Below are 15,965 nucleotides of genomic sequence, written 5' to 3'. Positions count from 1 at the left end.
GTCGCCGGGGCCGAAGTCCTCGCTCGCCTGCCGGCCGCGCCCGGCCGAGCCGTGCGCGCTGTGCCCGACGACCGCGCCCGTCTGCGCCCGCTGGCCGCTCGGCCTGCGGCAAACCTGCCCCGATGGACCCGTGCGGCACCTGCCGCCCGAGGCCGCCAGCACCGTGCGCGCTGTGCGCCACCAGCGCACCGGTGGACGCGCGCTGGCCGCTCGGCCCGATCTGCAAAACCTGCTACCGCCAGGCCCGCCGCCACCCCGGCACCTGCCTGGCCTGCGAGAAGACCCGTCCCGAGGCCCGGTGACTACCCGGGGGCGACAGCGCGATCCGGCCCGGACGCCGGGGCCTTCGGCGGGGACGGCGCGCTGGTTGGTCTCCAGGGACCTGGAACTGCGGGAGGACATGGGCCGCCCCGTCGCGTATCCGCCGGACTGCCGGTTCCGCCCCGTCGCCAGATCGCGGACGTAGACCAGGTCGTCCCCTCCCTGTTGTCGGAGATGAGGTCGGTCGCGTAGGAGGAGAAGACGATACGCTCGCCCGCCGGTGCGATCGACACCTGGCGGAATCGCCGTTGGGCCTCGGTGCCGTCGGCCACAGCGCTGACCCGTTGATATCGACGGCGCGGACGCCGGCACCGTCCGCGCCGTCGGCCGGCCCGGTCCACGCCGCTCCGGGCGGGGCCGCCGCGACCACCAGGGTGTGTCAGGAGCGCCAGGCCGAGTCGATGGCGATGGCCTTGAGCTGCTCCGGGCTGAGCGCCGGGGTGCCGGGGCGGGCCGTGAAGCCGTTCTCCCCGTTCCACTCGGAGACTAGTACGTGGTGGCCGTCCGGGGCGTAGACCTCCGCCGTCCAATGCAGGACCGGATCGGTCGCGGTCTTGCCGTTGCCGAAGCGGTTGGTGACCACGAGGGTGCCGTCGGGCTGCTTCTCGCGCACCTCCAGCGGGGTAGTGGGTCCTCTCTCGACGGACTTCGCCTGCTCCTTGCCCTGTTTCGAGGCCGGCTCCACGACGACGTGCACCATGCTGGTGCGCCCGTCCAGTGTCACCACCAGGTTCTCCCTGTCCGATCCCTCGGGAACAGCCGACGTGGCCCCGGACGGCAGCAGGGACGCCAGCGTGGCGAGCGGCTCGGCCGTGCTCGGGCCGGTCGTGGGGGCGGGCACCGACGGCTTGGGAGCGTTCTTCCGGGGCGGCAGGGCCGCGAAGGCCCGTTCCCAGGCCGGGGCGGTGATGAACACGGTGAGCTGTTCGGCGCTCAGTGGCGGGTTCTCCCGGCTGGTGGAGGCCGGTTGCCCGTTGTACTCGGTGACGGACACCCGGCGTCCGTCCGGAGCCGCCCAGGTGGCACGCCACTCCCGGCCCCCGGGCGTGTGCTCGCTCCGCAGTTTGTCGATCACCACGATCGAGCCGTCCGGAAGCGCGGTCCGGGTGCAGGAGTCCTGGGGTGTGGTGAAGCCGTCCATGCAGACGGCGCCCGCCTCGGGTGTCAGCTCCGTGCGCTCCGCGTCGAACCGCAGGATGCTCGCCCCGGCACCGTCGTCGTACAGCACCGTGGCGCCCACCCCGTTCCCGGGCTCCGGCCGGCCGTTCTCGCCCGCGCCCGAAGCGGCCAGCACCGTCATCTTCCCCGGCGGCAGCAGGGCGGTGGCCATGGCGAGCACCTCGTCCTTGGAGATGGCCGGCAGGTCCGGTGCGGCCGGGTCGGCGGTGCCCGGGCCATGGCCCAGCGCCATGAAGCCACCCGTCGCGACGAGTACCACCGTGGCGAGGCCGCCCGTCAGCGCGGTGCGCCGGCGACGGCGCCCGCGCCGGCCGTGCTCCCGGGCACCGGTCGTGAGGGCGTGGGCGAGCGGTTCGGGTGCCAGCTCGGCCGCGTCACGCAGGGCGCGGGCGAAATCGCCCTCGAAGTCGACGTCAGTTGGCATTGCGAAGCACCGCCTTGTGGGTGGAGGGGCTCGTTGCGGGGGTGCGGCGCACGGCCGTGTCGAGGTCGTCGCCGAGCAGGGCGCGCATCCGGGTCAGCGCGCGGGTGCTGCGCGAGCGGACGGCGGTGGAACTCAGCCGCAGCGTGGCCGCCGTCTCCTCGACACTGCGGTCCTCCCAGAATCGCAGCACCAGTACGGCCCGGTCCTTCGCCGGGATCTGGCCCAGTGCCCGCAGCAGCGTCAGCCGCAGCGCGGGGTCCGGATCGTCGACGGCGACGTCAGGGAATTCGGCGGTGACCCGCTCGGAGGCGCTGCGCCGTCTACGGTAGGAGAGGAAGGTATTGACCAGGACGGTCTGCGCGTATCCGCTCGGGTTCTCCAGCCGGGAGATCCTGCGCCACTTCACGAAGATCCGGCCCAGTGCCTCCTGGACGAGGTCCTCGGCGAGATACGCGTCACCGCCGGTCAGCAGGAATGCGGTGCGCAGCAGTTGCCGCCCGCGGGAGGCGACGAAGCCCGGGAAGTCCGGTGACCGGGGTTCGACCGGCGTGTCCGCACTCGAAGGTTGATCCATACCTTGGTAACGCCACGGCCTGCGGGTTATGTGGCAGGAAGATCGTCAGAGAAAAATTCCGGTCGTCGTAGTCGGCTTCGTGGACCCGGCCCCGGTCCCCTGGTCTGCCGCACTGGGAGTGCGTGCCCGCCAGGGCCCTGCACGACGACGCAGGGCGGTTGGCCGGATGAATAAGTCATCTCATTTGGTGAGTCGTCGGAAGCAGCTGACGGCTGCGGCGGTGCTGGCGAAGGCTGCGAAGTGGTCGCCCTTGCGTTCGTAGCAGCGGTGGAGCCGACGGAAGCCGCCGAGCCAAGCGACGGTGCGCTCGATCGCCCAGCGGTGTCGGCCGAGGCGGGCCGACGAGTCGATGCCTCGGCGGGCGATGCGGGCCGTGATCTGACGCCGTCGCAGGTAGGAGCGGATGAAGCGGTGGTCGTAGGCCTTGTCGCCGCGCAGCTTGGCGGGCCTGCGCCGCCGGGGACCGTGCCTGGAGCGGATCGGCGGGATGGCGTCGGTGAGTGGGATCAGGGCCTGGCTGTCGTGGACGTTGGCCCCGGAGACCGCGAGCGACAGAGGTAAACCGGCGCGTTCGGTGAGCAGGTGGATCTTCGACCCGTACTTGCCCCGATCGACAGGATTCGGACCCGTCAGCTCCCCCTTTTCAGGGCCCGCATGTTCACCGAGTCGACCGCGCACCGCGACCAGTCCAGCTCGCCCCGCGAACCGAGTTCGTCCAGGACGACTCGGTGGAGCTTGGCCCACACCCTGGCCTTGCTCCACTCGGTGAAGCGCCTGTGGGCAGTAGGCCCGGACGGGCCGAAGCAGGGGCCGGATGTGTGCCGTATCGCTCCTTGAAGCGCGCGACCTGCCTGGGGTTGATCGCGTAGACCTGGTAGCCGGCGGCGAGCAGGGCCTGAACCCAGGTGCCGCGGTCCGTCTCGATCCCGACGATCACGTCGGCGGGATCGGGGTCCTCGCCGGCGTGCTTGGCCACGAGCTCGTGGAGCCTGGTAATCCCCTCCGCGCCCTCGGGCAGCCTCGCGGTCGCGAGCCTGCGGCCGGTGGCGTCCTGGACCTCCACGTCGTGGTGGTCCTCGGCCCAGTCGTCGCCGATCAGTAACAACTCTTCCTCCCCATCGCGTACTCCCGGTCGTGCAGCCTGCGCAAGACACGGTCGTAGAGACTCGGTGCCGTAGCCGCCAGCAGGTGAGCGCTTTCCCCGCCGGAACCACTGCGAGCTCTGACGTCAGACCGTGCCCCTACTGGTCGGCCGAAAGGCCGTGATCGCTGATGGGGTGGCGTGCCCGCCGAACAGGGCGTGAGCACACGGTGCCGATCGCCACGAGGCGGTGATGCCGCGTATCCCGTCCGACGCCGCGCTCCGATCGGGTGAACACCGGTGGCGTGCCGAACGGGCGCCGCCGAAACTCCAAGGGAGGCCGGAGAGCCTTCCCCGACCTCCTGGACCCTCTCTCCTGATCCCTGAGGGAGGAGCCGGTCGACACGGCCTTCCCGGCCGTCTGAGCGAAGAGCGAGGTACGCCTCATGGCCGACCACACCGAGCGAATCGAGCAGGTCCCGCCGCGTCCCGTGGAGGAGAGCGACTGGCAGACACCCGAGTTCGTGGTCGTCGAGACCGCACTTGAGGTCACCGCCTACTCCCTGTCGACCCGGTAGCCCGCCGCCATGGCGCCGCAGGTGCCCGGCACCACGGCGGGTGGCGGAATCCCTCAGTGGAACGGCGCGTGCCCCGGATGCCCCGGGGCACGCGCTCACCCGCACGGGCGCCGCCACGCCTCACCGGCCGTCCGGACCGACGAGGGCCGCCGGTGCGGACCAGGAACCGGACGAACAGGCACGGGGCGTCATGGGGAACCCCGCCGGGCCGGCGTCCGCGCCCGCGCGGCCACCGGCACGGGGCATCTGCCGGTGGATGGCCCCAGAGGGCACGGCACCGCCACGCTCCTCCCCCGCCGGCCGCCCGCCGTGTGCACACCCACCTCAACCACACGAACCCGCCCGTGAACCCGCCGCCCCGCAGCACAAAATAGGCTCGCGCGGCCGGGCCCGGAAGGGGTGCACGACGAAACCTGGTGATCCAGCCGTGACGACCGAAACCACACCGCCCGCCGGGCCCACGCAGCCCTGGAGCCGGGAGCAGTTCGAAGCCCGCCTGCGCGAGACGGCACAAGACCGCTACCACGACCGCCACCCGTTCAACGTCCGCATGCACAACGGCGACCTGGGTCCCGGGGAACTGCGCCGCTGGATCACCAACCGCTTCCACTACCAGCGCCACATCCCGGTCAAGGAGGCCCTGATCCTCGCCAAGCTGGACTCCCCGCGGCTGCGACGGGTGTGGATGCGCCGCATCGAGGACCACGACGGGCGGCAGGAGGGCCAGGGCGGAATCGAGCGGTGGCTGCGGCTGGGAGAGGCGGCCGGCCTGGACCGCGCCACCCTGCTGAGCGGACAGGCGGTCCTGCCCGGCGTACGGCTCGCGGTGGAGGGATACGTCAACTTCTTCCGGCTGCGCACACCGCTGGAGGCCGTGGCGGCCTCCCTCACCGAACTGGCCGCCCCGGACCTCATGCGCACCCGTATCGACGCCTTCAAACGCCACTGCCGGTGGATCGAACACGAAGGCCTCGCCTACTTCCGCGGCCGCGTCCACCAGAGACGGCGTGACAGTTCCGAGGCGCTCACCCTGGTCCTGCAATGGGCCCGCACCCGCGCCGAACAGGAACACGCGCTGGCCGCGCTCACCTTCAAGTGCGACGTCCTGTGGACACTGCTGGACGCCGTGCACACCGCCGCACCCGTGGAGCGGCCATGAGCACGCGCCCCCGCACGAACACCGCACCGGCCGCCCCCTGGCACCCCGCCCTGAGCCCCGCCGCGGTCCTGCGCCACGATCCCCGACGCGGTGCCCACCTGCTGATCCTGCCCGAACGCGTCATCGTCCTGCACGGCCACGCCACAGCCGTGGTCGCCCTGTGCGACGGCACCCGCACCGTCGAGACCATCGTCGAGGAACTGACCGACCGCTTCCCCCGCGCACCGATCGCCCACGACGTCCCCGCCTTCCTCGACGGCCTGCGCCGGGAAGGATGCCTGCGATGAGCACCCCCGCCCGCCCCTGGGCCCTGCTGGCCGAACTCACCCACGCCTGCCCACTCCACTGCCCCTACTGCTCCAACCCCCTGGAACTGACCCGCCGCTCCCGCGAACTGCCCACCGCCCAGTGGACCGACGTCATGCACCAGGCCGCCGAACTCGGCGTCGTCCACACCCACCTGTCAGGCGGCGAGCCACTGCTACGCCCCGACCTCGAACAGATCACCACCGCGGCCGAGAGCGCCGGGATCTACACCCAGCTGGTGACCAGCGGCGTCGGCCTCGACGCGGACCGGCTCGCGGCCCTGGCCGACGCCGGGCTGCGCAGTGTCCAGCTGTCCGTGCAGGCCGCCGACCCGCGGGGCAACGACCGCATCGCCGGACGCCCGTCGTCGTTCGCCGCCAAGGAGAGGACGGCCGCCCTCGTCCGCGAGGCGGGACTGCCGCTGGGCCTCAACATCGTCCTGCACCGCGAGAACCTCGACGCGCTCGACGCGCTCGTCGATCTGGGCGTGGCCTGGGGCGTGGACCGGATCGAGCTGGCCAACACCCAGTTCTACGGCTGGGGCCTGCTCAACCGTGACGCGCTGCTGCCCACGCCCGGCCAGCTCGCCCGTGCCCGGGAGACCGTCGCTCGCCGCCGGGCCGCGCTGAGCGGGCGCCCGGAGCTGGTCTGGGTCGTCCCCGACCACTTCGACGGCGTCGCGAAACCCTGCATGGGCGGATGGGGGGCCGTCTCCCTCACCGTCACGCCCGAGGGCACCGTCCTGCCCTGCCCGGCGGCGGCCCGCCTGCCCGGCCTCGACCCGCCCAACGTCCGTGACCGCACACTGGACTGGATCTGGCACCACTCCCCGGCCTTCAACCGCTACCGCGGCACCGACTGGATGGCCGAGCCCTGCCGCAGCTGCGAGCGCCGCGACGAGGACTTCGGCGGCTGCCGCTGCCAGGCGTACGCCCTCACCGGCGACGCCGCCCGCACCGACCCCGTCTGCCGGCTCTCCCCCGACCACGACCTCGTCCGCTCGCTGGTCGAACGCGCCGAGAACGACCCACCCACCCAGCCGTGGGTCCACCGCCGGCCCGGCCACCCCACACCACAACTCCCCGAAACTGCTTGGTGACCAGGAACCACCGCACCAGAGACGACACGGCCGCCGACCACACCCGGACTCGATCCCGTGCCGCAGCACGGAGCAGCGCATTCGGGGCCTGACCCGCACGGACACGGACACGGTCGCGCGGAAGCGGCGTAACCCCCCGGGCGGTGGTGTCGCCGACCGGGACCGCGGCCGATGTTCTTCCTGGAAGTGCACGGCTTCGGCCGCCGGCCGCGGCGACAGTTCGGCGTGCAGGCAACCCGCATGCCCGCGTGGTCGTCACGCGAACGAGGTCATCGACGGCCCGGGACGCGGTTGCCGGCCGTGGCGGTGGTCAGCGGGATGGCGGCCGTGAGTGAGCCGGCGGCGTGGAGCGTGACGGACTGTCCGGCGCCTGACCGGCTGACGCCGAGGTCCGTGCTCATCGCGGGCAGGACACCGGTCGGCAGGGCCTCGGTCATCACGGTGACGAATCCGGCGGTGCTCAGGGCCGGCAGCGCCGGCCGGGGCAGCGGGGACGGGTCTGCGAGCGGCACCGCCGGACAGGTGGGGGAACGGAGTTCGTTCGTCGACAGGGGCCGATCGTGCTGACACGGATGTCAGGGTCCGGCCGGGACGGCTGGGCAAGGGCGTGAGGGTGAGACGTTGTTTGCGATCCTCGACCCTCGAATGATCTTGGTTGAGGGCTGGGGCGGGCGGATCATGGGGAGGTGGCGACGTCTGATGACCACCCGGTGTCCGGGATCGCGGAGGAGAAGCTCGCCGCGCTCGGGCCGCAGGTGGAGGCCGTCCTCCGGCCTGGAGCGAGGGCGACCGGCAGGGCGCCCCGGCGGCGCTCGCTGACCTGGTGCTGCTGGCCGAGGTCGCGGCCGGGGCCGTGAACACCCTGTCCGAGTCGGAGAAGGCGGAGGCGGCGAGCGAGGAACAACGGCAGCGCCGTCTTCGAGCGGAATCGTCTTCGCAGTGGTGGGGCTGACCAGCCGCGACCGCCCTGTTCAGAGTCAGCTGTCGAGCCGGGCGGGGGTGGCCAGGACGAACAGTTGGCCCGCGGCGGGGAAGGCGAGGATGCCGGTGAACCCTCCGGTGATCATGATCAGGGCCCGGTGGTCGCGGACGGACCGGCGCCACTCGCGGGTGGCGGAGATCCCGCCGTCGAACCAGGGCAGTCCGCCGGGCCGGTGAACGGTGAGGCGGCAGGGGCCGAGGACACGGCACTTCCGCGCCCTCGGCGGACCTGCGGCCTGGGCGCGGAGTGGGGCTGCCGGATGCTCGGACGGGCCGCGCCGAACACCGGCGCGGGTCGCGGCAGGCGCCGCCCGGACGATGAGGGTCAGGGCGGCGCGTGGCTCACTTCAGTCGGAAGACGAGGATGCTCCCGGGGTTGTCGAGCGTGGTCGTGGGGGCGCCGTCGCGGTCACGGACCGGGCCTTCGGAGTCGGTGGCGACGTAGACGGACGTGCCGTCGGGGCTGAGCGCGATGTCGCGGTAGCGGTTCTGCGCGGTCCAGAGCCTGGTGCTCTTGGCGACCGTCTTCTTGTCGGGGCTCAGCTCAAGCTGGTAGACGGAGCCGTCCTTGAGGGTCGTCATGAGCAACGAGTCCCGGAACTGGGTGATGCCGCCGGTGGCCGGGTAGTGGGTGATGCTGGAGTTCGCCACGGTCGGCCAGCAGATGAACGCCAGGTCGCCGCACTTGGGGTCGGCGAAGTTGTAGCCGTTGTCGACCGTGCTGAAGGTGCCGACGGGCGGCGTGAAGTCGCCCTTCCAGTCGCTCTCCTTCTGGGTGGGCACGGTCGGGGGGACCTCAAGGTCGCTGTAGGTGAGGTCGGCGCACGGGGTGGGGGCGGAGGCCGACCACGGGTGGAAGGCGTACGCCTTGTCGTCGCGGTAGCCGGCGACGTAGGGCCAGCCGTAGTTGGCGCCCTTGGTGATGATGTTGACCTCGTCGTCGGTCTTGGGCCCCTGGTCGGTGTTGTACAGGGTTCCGTCGGGGCCGAAGTCCAGGCCCTGGGCGTTGCGGAAGCCGTAGGCCCACACGTGGCTGCGGACTCCGCCGAGGACCGGGTTGTCGGCGGGGATCGAGCCGTCCTCGGGCTCCAGACGCAGGGTCTTGCCGCGGTAGGCGATCCAGTCCTTGGCCGTGATCTGATCCTCGGTGGGCAGCCACTGGGCGCGGTTGGGCTCGCAGTAGTGCTGGAGCTGGTTGGCGCCCTGGTCGCCGATCGTGTAGTAGAGCTTGCCGTCCGGCCCGAAGCGCAGACGGGCGCTCTGGTGGTCGGTGCCGGAGGGGAGACCGGCGATCAGGTTCTTCGGCTCGCCGAGGGTGCCGCTCTCGGAGTCGTAGGTGTAGCGGTCGATGCGCAGCCGCTGGTCGACCTCGGCTTCGGAGGGGTTGGAGTCGTAGGTGTAGGACACGTAGACGTAGTCGTGCCCCTTGTCCTTCAGCAGGTCGGGGTGAAGGGCGAGGCCCAGGACCCCGTCCTGGCCGCCCTCGGTGTGCCAGGCATGGTCCACCAGGTCGAGGGCGGTGCTCTTGGCGCCGGTCTTCGGATTGACGCGAGTGACCTTCTCGCCGCTCTTCTCCGTCACCCACAGGAAGCCGTCGGGCCCCCACACGATCTCGTAGGGGTTGCCGAGGCCCCTGGTCACGACCCGCTTGGTGAAACCGTCCAGCGTGGTAGTACCGTGGCCGCCACCGGAGGTGTGACCACCTGCGGGGCTGTGGGCCGAGCCGCCCGCGGGGCCGGGAGGGCCACCGGCGGTCGCCGTGAGGATGCCGGGCTGCGCGATGCTGAGGACCGCAGCCGCCGGGACGGCGGCCAGCGCGATGACTATTCGACGCATGGAAATGCTCCTTTCGATTCCCCCGCAGCAAGCCTCACCGTCTGTACGCGACGTGTCACTCTCGGCACCTCCGGTCGAGTGACCGCCCCGATGCCGATCCTGAGGCCCCCTGGCAGCAGGAGGCGGCTCGTCACGACTGGGCCCGGATCGGTTGCTGCTGCCCCCGGGGAGCCCACCACGTCCCGGAGCACTTCGTACGGCTCAAGGCCGCGCGGACTCCCGAGGAGGCATCGGGGGACGGGCTGTCTGGTGACGTCGAGTCCCAGGGGTTCATCTCCGAGGCCTCGCTGCCGTTGGCCTCGATGCTCCTCCTCGCCCTGGAGCACGAGCGGCTGTCGGGCCCGACCCGCTACCGGGTGTTCGACCTGCTGATGGCCCGTGTGCACGGCGAGGCCAAGTTCACCGCCGAGACAAGCGGCCACCGCGACATCGACGAGGAGTGCCGCGACGCCGTGCGGCGCGAAATCCCGCTCTTCTACCAGGAGTTGGCAGCCGAGAGCACACTCGGGTCCGGTGAACGCGCCTACTTCATCCTGCGCGCGCTCGGCGAGGACACCGCGCGGCTGGCCGAGGTCCGAAAGTCCGGTCTCGGGTAGGCGTCCGCCGGGTCCGCGGCTCGGTGGTCCTACCGATCCCTCGCCGAAACCAACCCCCGACGCCCACCTGCCCGACCTCGCCAGCACCCTCAAGAACCTCTCCGCCTGGCTGAGCGGGACGGGTCGGCACGCGGAGGGCCTGACCGCCACCGAGGAAGCCGTCGCCATCCGCCACCCCCTCGCCCAAACCCCGACGACCTCTTCGGCCCAGTCCTGCAGCCGCTATTGGACGTGGTCAGCTGGCTCGAAGGACACGATCCGTAGGAGGGCAAGGGGCTGCCACTGAGGCCCCAGCCCGAGGAATATGGCACGTTCGAAATGACGCTCCCCGCCAGTCGGCGGCTACAGCTGGACGGCGAAGGAGCGCGAGCAGTACGCCAACGACCTGTCCGACCCGAGGACCCTGATCGCCGTCACCGCCCGCTCGAACAGGCAGAAGGCCGACAAGGACGTCGCCGAGTGGCTGCCGACCGCCGGCTGTCAGTGCCGCTACACCGAGGACTGGGTCGCGGTGAAGACCCGCTGGCGCCTGTCAGTCGACCCCGCCGAGCTCGCCGCCCTCCACCGCATCGCCGCCGGCTGCGAGGACGTCCCGATCACCGTCGTCCTCGCACGCTGACCACCCGGACCGCTCCCGCCCGCCACCGGCCGGCAGAACTTCCGGGGCACCGACCGACCGCCGTGCCGCAGCCCGGCGGCGGTCGCTGCCCCGGGGGTTCCCGAGCCGGGCGACTACCCGAAGGCGGCGGCGCGATCCGGCCCGGACGCCGGGCCTTCGGCGAGGGCTGCGGCATCAGGCGCGGCGGCGGTGACGGTTCCGTCCGCGGCCGGCAGCCACAGCTCCGCGCTGCGGGAACGGGCTGCCGACCCGCGCCCGGTGACCGTCACCCGTGCCCGCCGTCCGGTGAGCTTCCCCCACCCGTCTCCCAGTCCGCCCCACCGGCTCGCCGTCACCTCCAGGCGCAGCTGGGCGCCGGGCCAGGGGCCGGGGGTGAGCAGGACGGTGCCGGTGCGGCGCAGGTGGGCGGCGAGCCGGTCCAGGGCGCGCGGCGCAACGCCGACCGGGACGGCGGCGAGCGCGGTGATCACCTCGGCGGTGTGCTCGCCGGGGTGATCGTCGAGTTTATCGACTGCTGCAACATCCAGATGGACTGCGAGCTGCTGCTTTGCGTCGCGTGACTGTCCGCCTCGTCCTCACGAGCGAGCGCGATTGTGGGTGATCACGACGCTGGCGGGGTGAGAGTGAAGGGCAAGAACGCGAGCTTGATCTCCCGAGACTGGTCGTCGTTGGCGTGGAACACGAAGTTATAGCGCTCACCGAACTCGGTTGCATGGACTGCTTCGCGCTTGAAGTTGGGGTGCTCGCGGAACTTCACCAGGGCCTTCGGGATGATGTCCGACAGGTTGCCTTGGCGGACGAACAGCAGCAGAGCCGCTTTTGTGTCCCGCCAGACGAGGTAGCTGAGGAGCTGATCCAGGGTGTCAGTGATCGTCTTGGGGCCCTTCCAAAACTTGCACTCGCCGATGAAGACGTGGCGGTCGTCGACCCGGATGAGGATGTCGGTCTTGCCTTTGCCATTGAACACCTCGCCAGCAGCGGCACCCTCCAACTGCCCGTTGAGGTTCAGCAGCAGAAGATCTCGGATTCCCTGCTCGTCGAGATGCTGGTGCATCGAGGGGGAACGCTCCAGCTGGTTCCGGGAGTGATGGAGGATCCTCAGGACCTCTTCGTAGTGGGCGTCAGCGAGGGCAGGCTCGGGTTTGAACGGAACGTTGGCGACCCGCCTGGACCCCAGGTCGATCTTCTTGCGGGTCACCGGAATCGCGTAGGTCGAGGCGTCAGGACGCTTCCGGATCGGAAATCCAATGGCTGCGTCCAGGTTCCGGTTAGCCAGGATGGTGTTCTTCCTGGCTTTAACCTCAGCGATGATGATCGACATAGCCTGGCTGTTGAAAGCCGTGATCTGCGCGGACGCCCAGCCCAGCCATCGCTCGATCGTGTCCAGCTGGGAGTTCAGCGCCTGCTGGATGGCGGCCCCATCTGCGGACTGGCCGCTCCAGCTGATCCGAAGCTCACTGTCGGTGACCGTGGCGGTCGGGAACACGGTGGTCCAGGTGTTCGGCTTCAGAGTGAAGACGTTGCGCTCACCCGTACAAGGGACCGAGATGGTGACAACGGTCTGCTTGATCCGAACTTGCTCGCCGAACTGCATAGCCGTGCTGTAGCCCTCGGCCGCTGGCTCGGCGACGATGCTGGCTCGGTCCAGGACAGGCGCCTCAACGCGAAAGTCTTCGAAGAGCTGTTCGATCAGGTCTGCCTCGGGTCGCGTGAGCAGGGCGTCCTCGTTGATTCCGGCGATCTTGTTGCTGATCTGCCCCAGCCTCTGGCGGAGGCTGTTGTCGAGGTCGCCGTTGCTGAACAGGCGGCTGAATCCATTCATGACGAGAGTGTGCCGGACGCCGCCGACATCACGTGAGCTATTGCGCCTCAAGCAGCTGGACCTCAAGATCACCGATGCGCTTCTCCGCGAAGCGAAGATTGGACCGCGCACCCTCAAGCCGTTCCTGGAGGGTGCGGTGTTCGCGGGTGAGTTGCTGAACGCGGTGCTTGAGGTTGGTGTTCTCGGTGGTCAGGGCCTGGACGGACTCGCCGGGGATCATCTGGTCGAAGTCGCGGATCTGGACCATGAGCTCGCCGATCCGCTGCTGCTGGGTGAGGACCTCCTTCTGGGTCCGGCCGAGCGCGGCCTCGGCGTTCAGCGCGCGCTCGCGCCAGGTCGCCTCGACCTGGTCGTGCTGCTGCTGGGCCTGACGGTCGTGGCGGCTGCGGCTGTCGATGACCACGTTCGCCACCGGCGCCCGGGCTTCCACGTTCTCGTAGAGGAACGTGGCGGACACGCCGGCGCGCTGGGCGACGCCACGTACTCGCGCGTCATCAGCTCGCCCGGCATCGGCTTCCCGGAGTCTGCCATGGCCACCAACCCCTCTCCAGAGACAACTCTCCCGTTCCTCAAGTTCCCTCATGACAATGAGCACAACAAGAGGCGCATCGGTGCACAGACCGTTGCCCGAGCCGCGCTCCCGCGCTCCGAGCATTCGCCACGGCCCGAGTCCGCCACGGTTCACATCGACGTCGACGGCACCACCGACCACTCGGTGACGGCACACCAGGCATCCGCCGGTCACCGATAGGCCAGACCCCGTGATCCCCGCCAGGGGATACCTCATGTTCGGAATGCTCCCCGCCAGTCGGAGCCGACATCTGGACCACCGCCCAGCGCCGCGCCTTCGCGACCGACCTGACCCGCTCCCAGCTGATCGCGGTGTCCGCCGACGGCCAGCCAGCCCGGCTCCAGCCAAAACCAAGAGCGCTACCCGCGGTAAAGGGCCCGCAGGGCAGGCATGAGCTCGAATGGACAGCCCGGCGTCGGCCCGGGGGACGGCGCTGAATCAGACCGGCACGGGCATCCGCTCAGAGAGCAGCGGCCCGAAGCCGACATCCATGGCCGCCTTCTCCAGGTGCTTCTTCATCGGGTCGCCGACCAGGAACTGGCTGATCGCCTTGCCTGCGAGGTAGAGGCAGACCGGTATCCACACCCGGTTGGCGTCGACCGTGACCTTGCCGGTCGCGTACAGCGCCCGCTGCTCCGCGTGGTCCCGATCGACAAACGCCTCACCCGTCTGTAGAGAGGCGTGCGAGTGGGAGGACAGGTAGCGGTAGACCGGGTAGAGGTTGCGGAGGCTTCGGGCCTCGACGAGGGTGGCGACGTTGGTGGCCTGTCCCTTGAGCGTTCGATGGCGTGCCTCCGCCGCCGCGTCGGGGAAGTCGAAGGTCGGCGCCTGTCCGACCTGGATGTCGTCCGGGATCTCCCAGCCGATCCGCTGAAGGTTCTCAATCAGCTTCTTGCGTCGGTCGAACTCGGCGGCCTCAAGCGCCCGCAGGCCCTCGGTCTTGTGCTCGGCGAGCCACTCCATGAAATGGGTGTGCTCGATGAGGCTGCGCATCTGGCCGGCTGCCTCCACAGTGAATCCGGAGTCGTAGGCGCACATCAGGAGATCGGCCTGGCGGTTCGCGAACGTCCACCACCCGAGCAACTGATGCGCATAGTCGGCGTCCTCCCGCAGGACCCGAGGGGAGGACGCCGTCACCTTCCGCGCCTCGTCGATGAGGAGTTTGGTGACGATGCGGGAACGCTTGACGGAGGCGGGGTTCTCGCCGAACTTGTAGGCCATACAAGGAGCCTAGGGCGCTCAGGCTCGCCCTCACGAGGCAATTTCCGACCGCCCTTCGCCGCCGCGCCCGTCAGCCGACGACGAAGACGATTGACGTCGCGGCCACTACCAGGAGTCAGGGGACAAGGCGTAGCAGCGCCGTGGCCATGGCGATCAGCACCTCGGCCTCGGCCCGCGTATAGGTGAACGTCTTCGTGACAGTGTCCTTGTGGAGGGCACCGCTGGCCTGGTCCGCGAGGGCGGAGCGGATCCAGGCCCAGCGCTCGTCCTGAGTGCGCTGCTCCTTGCTCTTGCTCTGCCCGGGCCAGTGCCAGCCGCTGTTCTCCTCGACGTACTCCAGGGCGCGCCTGGCGTCGAGGATCGCGCCGTCGATGTCGTTGCCGCCCAGTCGGCGCTGTGCCGAGCGCAGGTAGTCGACGGCCTCCTGGCGGGGCCCGTCGCCGGCGGGGAACGGGATGGACTGCTCGAAGGCGAGCGCGGGGCCCAGGTTCTCCAACTGCTGGCGCCAGCGGCTCTCGGCGACGCTGATGTGCAGGACGGCCTGGCTGCCACCCGGGTACCCGGTGGCCTGCGGCAGGACGCCGCGGACCTGGAGCTCCAGGTGGAGGTCGCCGTTGCGCTGGGCCTCCAGCGCCAGGACCTGAGCGCTGGTCAACAGGAAGCGCAGGATCGGCCGCTCCATGCCCCCAGGCACGAACGCCAGGGAGTGGGTGGCCGAACCGAGCCAGGCCTTCGGCCTGGGTTCCTGGGGTGCGAACAAGTCCGTCTCCAGCACGATCAGGCGACCGGCCTGCTCCGACTGCGGGATGTGGACCGCCAACTGGAGCTGGAAGCAGTGTGTCCCCGCCGCCTTGAGAATCATCAGGCTGTTCTCGCCGACATCCACCGCGAACGTCCCGACTTCCCCGCCGAACCGCAACTCGTCCATGCCGCGCCATCCCGTCGCTTTCCCGATCGTGGAGTGATTCTGGCGCCTGCCGACCGTCGGCGGGGAGAATTTCGGGCGGTCGGGCCGTGTACGGGCCCGACCGCCCGAGGTCTTCACCGCGAGGTGCCCGGCCCGTGGAGGTCGACGTGCCGGCATAGAGCAGGTGCAGCCGACAGCGCGATCCGGACTCTGGGAACAGGCGGGGACGGCTGACAGGATGACCCGATGGACGACGCCACCGCACCCAGCCCGGCTGAGCAGGTTCGCCTCTACCTCGACACGCTGCGCCTGCGCATGGATCCCGACCAGTTCCGCATCCTCGGCACGCTCCTCGACGGCGCCCTCACCAGCCTCTCCGGGCCCGCTCGGGAGGGACGCGTCGACGTCTCCGACGAAGACGAGGTCCATCTCACCCGCGAGGTCAAGAACGAACTCCTGGCTCTCCTGGCGATCGCGGCCACGGGCAAGATGGACCACCACATCGTCGACCTCGGCAACGGTGCCACCACGGTGATGGACGCGGGTGCCGCGAGCAACCCGGACGCGGTCCAGCGGGCGCGGGACCGCGTCGAACGGCACCGCGCCGAACAGGAACACACCGCGGCCGTGCTGCGGGGCATCGAGGAGGCGTCGCAGGACTGAGTGCCCGCTGCGCCGCTCAGCCGGTACG

At 70.4% G+C, this 15,965-nt stretch carries 17 protein-coding genes and 1 pseudogene; 7 read left to right on the top strand and 11 right to left on the bottom strand.

Features of this window, described 5'->3' with window-relative positions; all coding sequences use genetic code 11:
• Nucleotides 1-700 precede the first annotated feature (700 nt).
• The 4 genes and pseudogenes from ACFVFS_RS38605 to ACFVFS_RS38590 form a co-directional block, all read right to left on the bottom strand.
• A complete protein-coding gene (locus ACFVFS_RS38605) occupies nucleotides 701-1,924 on the bottom strand; it encodes a hypothetical protein (RefSeq protein WP_380629694.1) in 1,224 nt (407 codons plus the stop codon).
• Nucleotides 1,914-2,498, bottom strand: coding sequence for a SigE family RNA polymerase sigma factor (locus ACFVFS_RS38600; protein ID WP_380629693.1), 585 nt, complete (start codon nucleotides 2,496-2,498; stop codon nucleotides 1,914-1,916). The genes ACFVFS_RS38605 and ACFVFS_RS38600 overlap by 11 nt, the downstream gene beginning before the upstream one ends.
• Nucleotides 2,499-2,678: 180 nt before the next feature.
• A protein-coding gene (locus tag ACFVFS_RS38595) for an IS5 family transposase (RefSeq protein WP_380629695.1) occupies nucleotides 2,679-3,403 on the bottom strand; the annotation gives its coding sequence in 2 pieces (ribosomal slippage) (nucleotides 2,679-3,130 and nucleotides 3,130-3,403; 726 coding nt in all).
• Nucleotides 3,382-3,561, bottom strand: a pseudogene (locus tag ACFVFS_RS38590) (IS110 family transposase); the annotation flags it as partial. The pseudogene ACFVFS_RS38590 and the gene ACFVFS_RS38595, both read right to left, overlap by 22 nt.
• A 464-nt stretch (nucleotides 3,562-4,025) precedes the next feature.
• On the opposite strand from ACFVFS_RS38590, the gene pqqA reads away from it, so the two are divergent.
• The 4 genes from pqqA to pqqE all read left to right on the top strand — a co-directional run bounded on the left by pqqA (nucleotide 4,026) and on the right by pqqE (nucleotide 6,721).
• Nucleotides 4,026-4,157: a pyrroloquinoline quinone precursor peptide PqqA gene (gene pqqA / locus ACFVFS_RS38585; protein ID WP_380629692.1), complete on the top strand. Its 132-nt coding sequence runs from the start codon at nucleotides 4,026-4,028 to the stop codon at nucleotides 4,155-4,157.
• Between the two features lie 427 nt (nucleotides 4,158-4,584).
• Entirely contained in the window at nucleotides 4,585-5,316 is a 732-nt protein-coding gene (gene pqqC, locus ACFVFS_RS38580; protein ID WP_380629691.1) for a pyrroloquinoline-quinone synthase PqqC, read from the top strand.
• Nucleotides 5,313-5,603: a pyrroloquinoline quinone biosynthesis peptide chaperone PqqD gene (gene pqqD / locus ACFVFS_RS38575; protein ID WP_380629690.1), complete on the top strand. Its 291-nt coding sequence runs from the start codon at nucleotides 5,313-5,315 to the stop codon at nucleotides 5,601-5,603. The genes pqqC and pqqD overlap by 4 nt, the downstream gene beginning before the upstream one ends.
• Nucleotides 5,600-6,721 carry a pyrroloquinoline quinone biosynthesis protein PqqE gene (pqqE, locus tag ACFVFS_RS38570; RefSeq protein ID WP_380629689.1) on the top strand — a complete coding sequence of 374 codons (1,122 nt, stop codon included), beginning with the start codon at nucleotides 5,600-5,602 and terminating at the stop codon, nucleotides 6,719-6,721. Before pqqD ends, pqqE begins: the two co-directional genes overlap by 4 nt.
• Before the next feature lie 269 nt (nucleotides 6,722-6,990).
• On the opposite strand, the gene ACFVFS_RS38565 is transcribed toward pqqE, so the two are convergent.
• A complete protein-coding gene (locus tag ACFVFS_RS38565; protein ID WP_380629688.1) occupies nucleotides 6,991-7,233 on the bottom strand; it encodes a hypothetical protein in 243 nt (80 codons plus the stop codon).
• 311 nt (nucleotides 7,234-7,544) lie between these two features.
• On the opposite strand from ACFVFS_RS38565, the gene ACFVFS_RS38560 reads away from it, so the two are divergent.
• Entirely contained in the window at nucleotides 7,545-7,673 is a 129-nt protein-coding gene (locus tag ACFVFS_RS38560) for a hypothetical protein (RefSeq protein WP_380629687.1), read from the top strand.
• 371 nt (nucleotides 7,674-8,044) lie between these two features.
• Here the strand turns inward: ACFVFS_RS38560 and ACFVFS_RS38555 are convergent, their stop codons facing one another.
• Nucleotides 8,045-9,538 (bottom strand): glucose/sorbosone family PQQ-dependent dehydrogenase, encoded by a 1,494-nt coding sequence (locus ACFVFS_RS38555; RefSeq protein ID WP_380629686.1) that lies wholly within the window; start codon nucleotides 9,536-9,538, stop codon nucleotides 8,045-8,047.
• 302 nt (nucleotides 9,539-9,840) lie between these two features.
• On the opposite strand from ACFVFS_RS38555, the gene ACFVFS_RS38550 reads away from it, so the two are divergent.
• Nucleotides 9,841-10,134: a hypothetical protein gene (locus ACFVFS_RS38550; protein ID WP_380629685.1), complete on the top strand. Its 294-nt coding sequence runs from the start codon at nucleotides 9,841-9,843 to the stop codon at nucleotides 10,132-10,134.
• 732 nt (nucleotides 10,135-10,866) lie between these two features.
• Here the strand turns inward: ACFVFS_RS38550 and ACFVFS_RS38545 are convergent.
• The 5 genes from ACFVFS_RS38545 to ACFVFS_RS38525 form a co-directional block, all read right to left on the bottom strand.
• Nucleotides 10,867-11,223, bottom strand: coding sequence for a hypothetical protein (locus tag ACFVFS_RS38545; RefSeq protein WP_380629684.1), 357 nt, complete (start codon nucleotides 11,221-11,223; stop codon nucleotides 10,867-10,869).
• Nucleotides 11,224-11,354: 131 nt separating this feature from the next.
• Nucleotides 11,355-12,575, bottom strand: coding sequence for a hypothetical protein (locus tag ACFVFS_RS38540; RefSeq protein WP_380629683.1), 1,221 nt, complete (start codon nucleotides 12,573-12,575; stop codon nucleotides 11,355-11,357).
• A gap of 37 nt (nucleotides 12,576-12,612) precedes the next feature.
• Nucleotides 12,613-13,032, bottom strand: coding sequence for a hypothetical protein (locus tag ACFVFS_RS38535; RefSeq protein ID WP_380629682.1), 420 nt, complete (start codon nucleotides 13,030-13,032; stop codon nucleotides 12,613-12,615).
• A gap of 552 nt (nucleotides 13,033-13,584) precedes the next feature.
• Nucleotides 13,585-14,367 (bottom strand): DUF5677 domain-containing protein, encoded by a 783-nt coding sequence (locus ACFVFS_RS38530; RefSeq protein WP_380629681.1) that lies wholly within the window; start codon nucleotides 14,365-14,367, stop codon nucleotides 13,585-13,587.
• A 115-nt stretch (nucleotides 14,368-14,482) separates the two neighbouring features.
• Nucleotides 14,483-15,295: a hypothetical protein gene (locus ACFVFS_RS38525; protein ID WP_380629679.1), complete on the bottom strand. Its 813-nt coding sequence runs from the start codon at nucleotides 15,293-15,295 to the stop codon at nucleotides 14,483-14,485.
• A gap of 225 nt (nucleotides 15,296-15,520) precedes the next feature.
• Here ACFVFS_RS38525 and ACFVFS_RS38520 point away from each other — a divergent pair, with 225 nt between their 5' ends.
• Complete coding sequence (locus ACFVFS_RS38520; protein WP_380629678.1) at nucleotides 15,521-15,937, top strand: hypothetical protein; 417 nt, start codon at nucleotides 15,521-15,523, stop codon at nucleotides 15,935-15,937.
• The last annotated feature ends 28 nt before the right edge of the window (nucleotides 15,938-15,965 follow it).

The sequence above is a fragment of the Kitasatospora sp. NPDC057692 genome (assembly GCF_042799475.1).
Lineage (GTDB): Bacteria > Actinomycetota > Actinomycetes > Streptomycetales > Streptomycetaceae > Kitasatospora.
The sequence above is the reverse complement of the archived record's forward strand: the minus strand, read 5'-3'. Positions and strand labels throughout refer to the sequence as shown.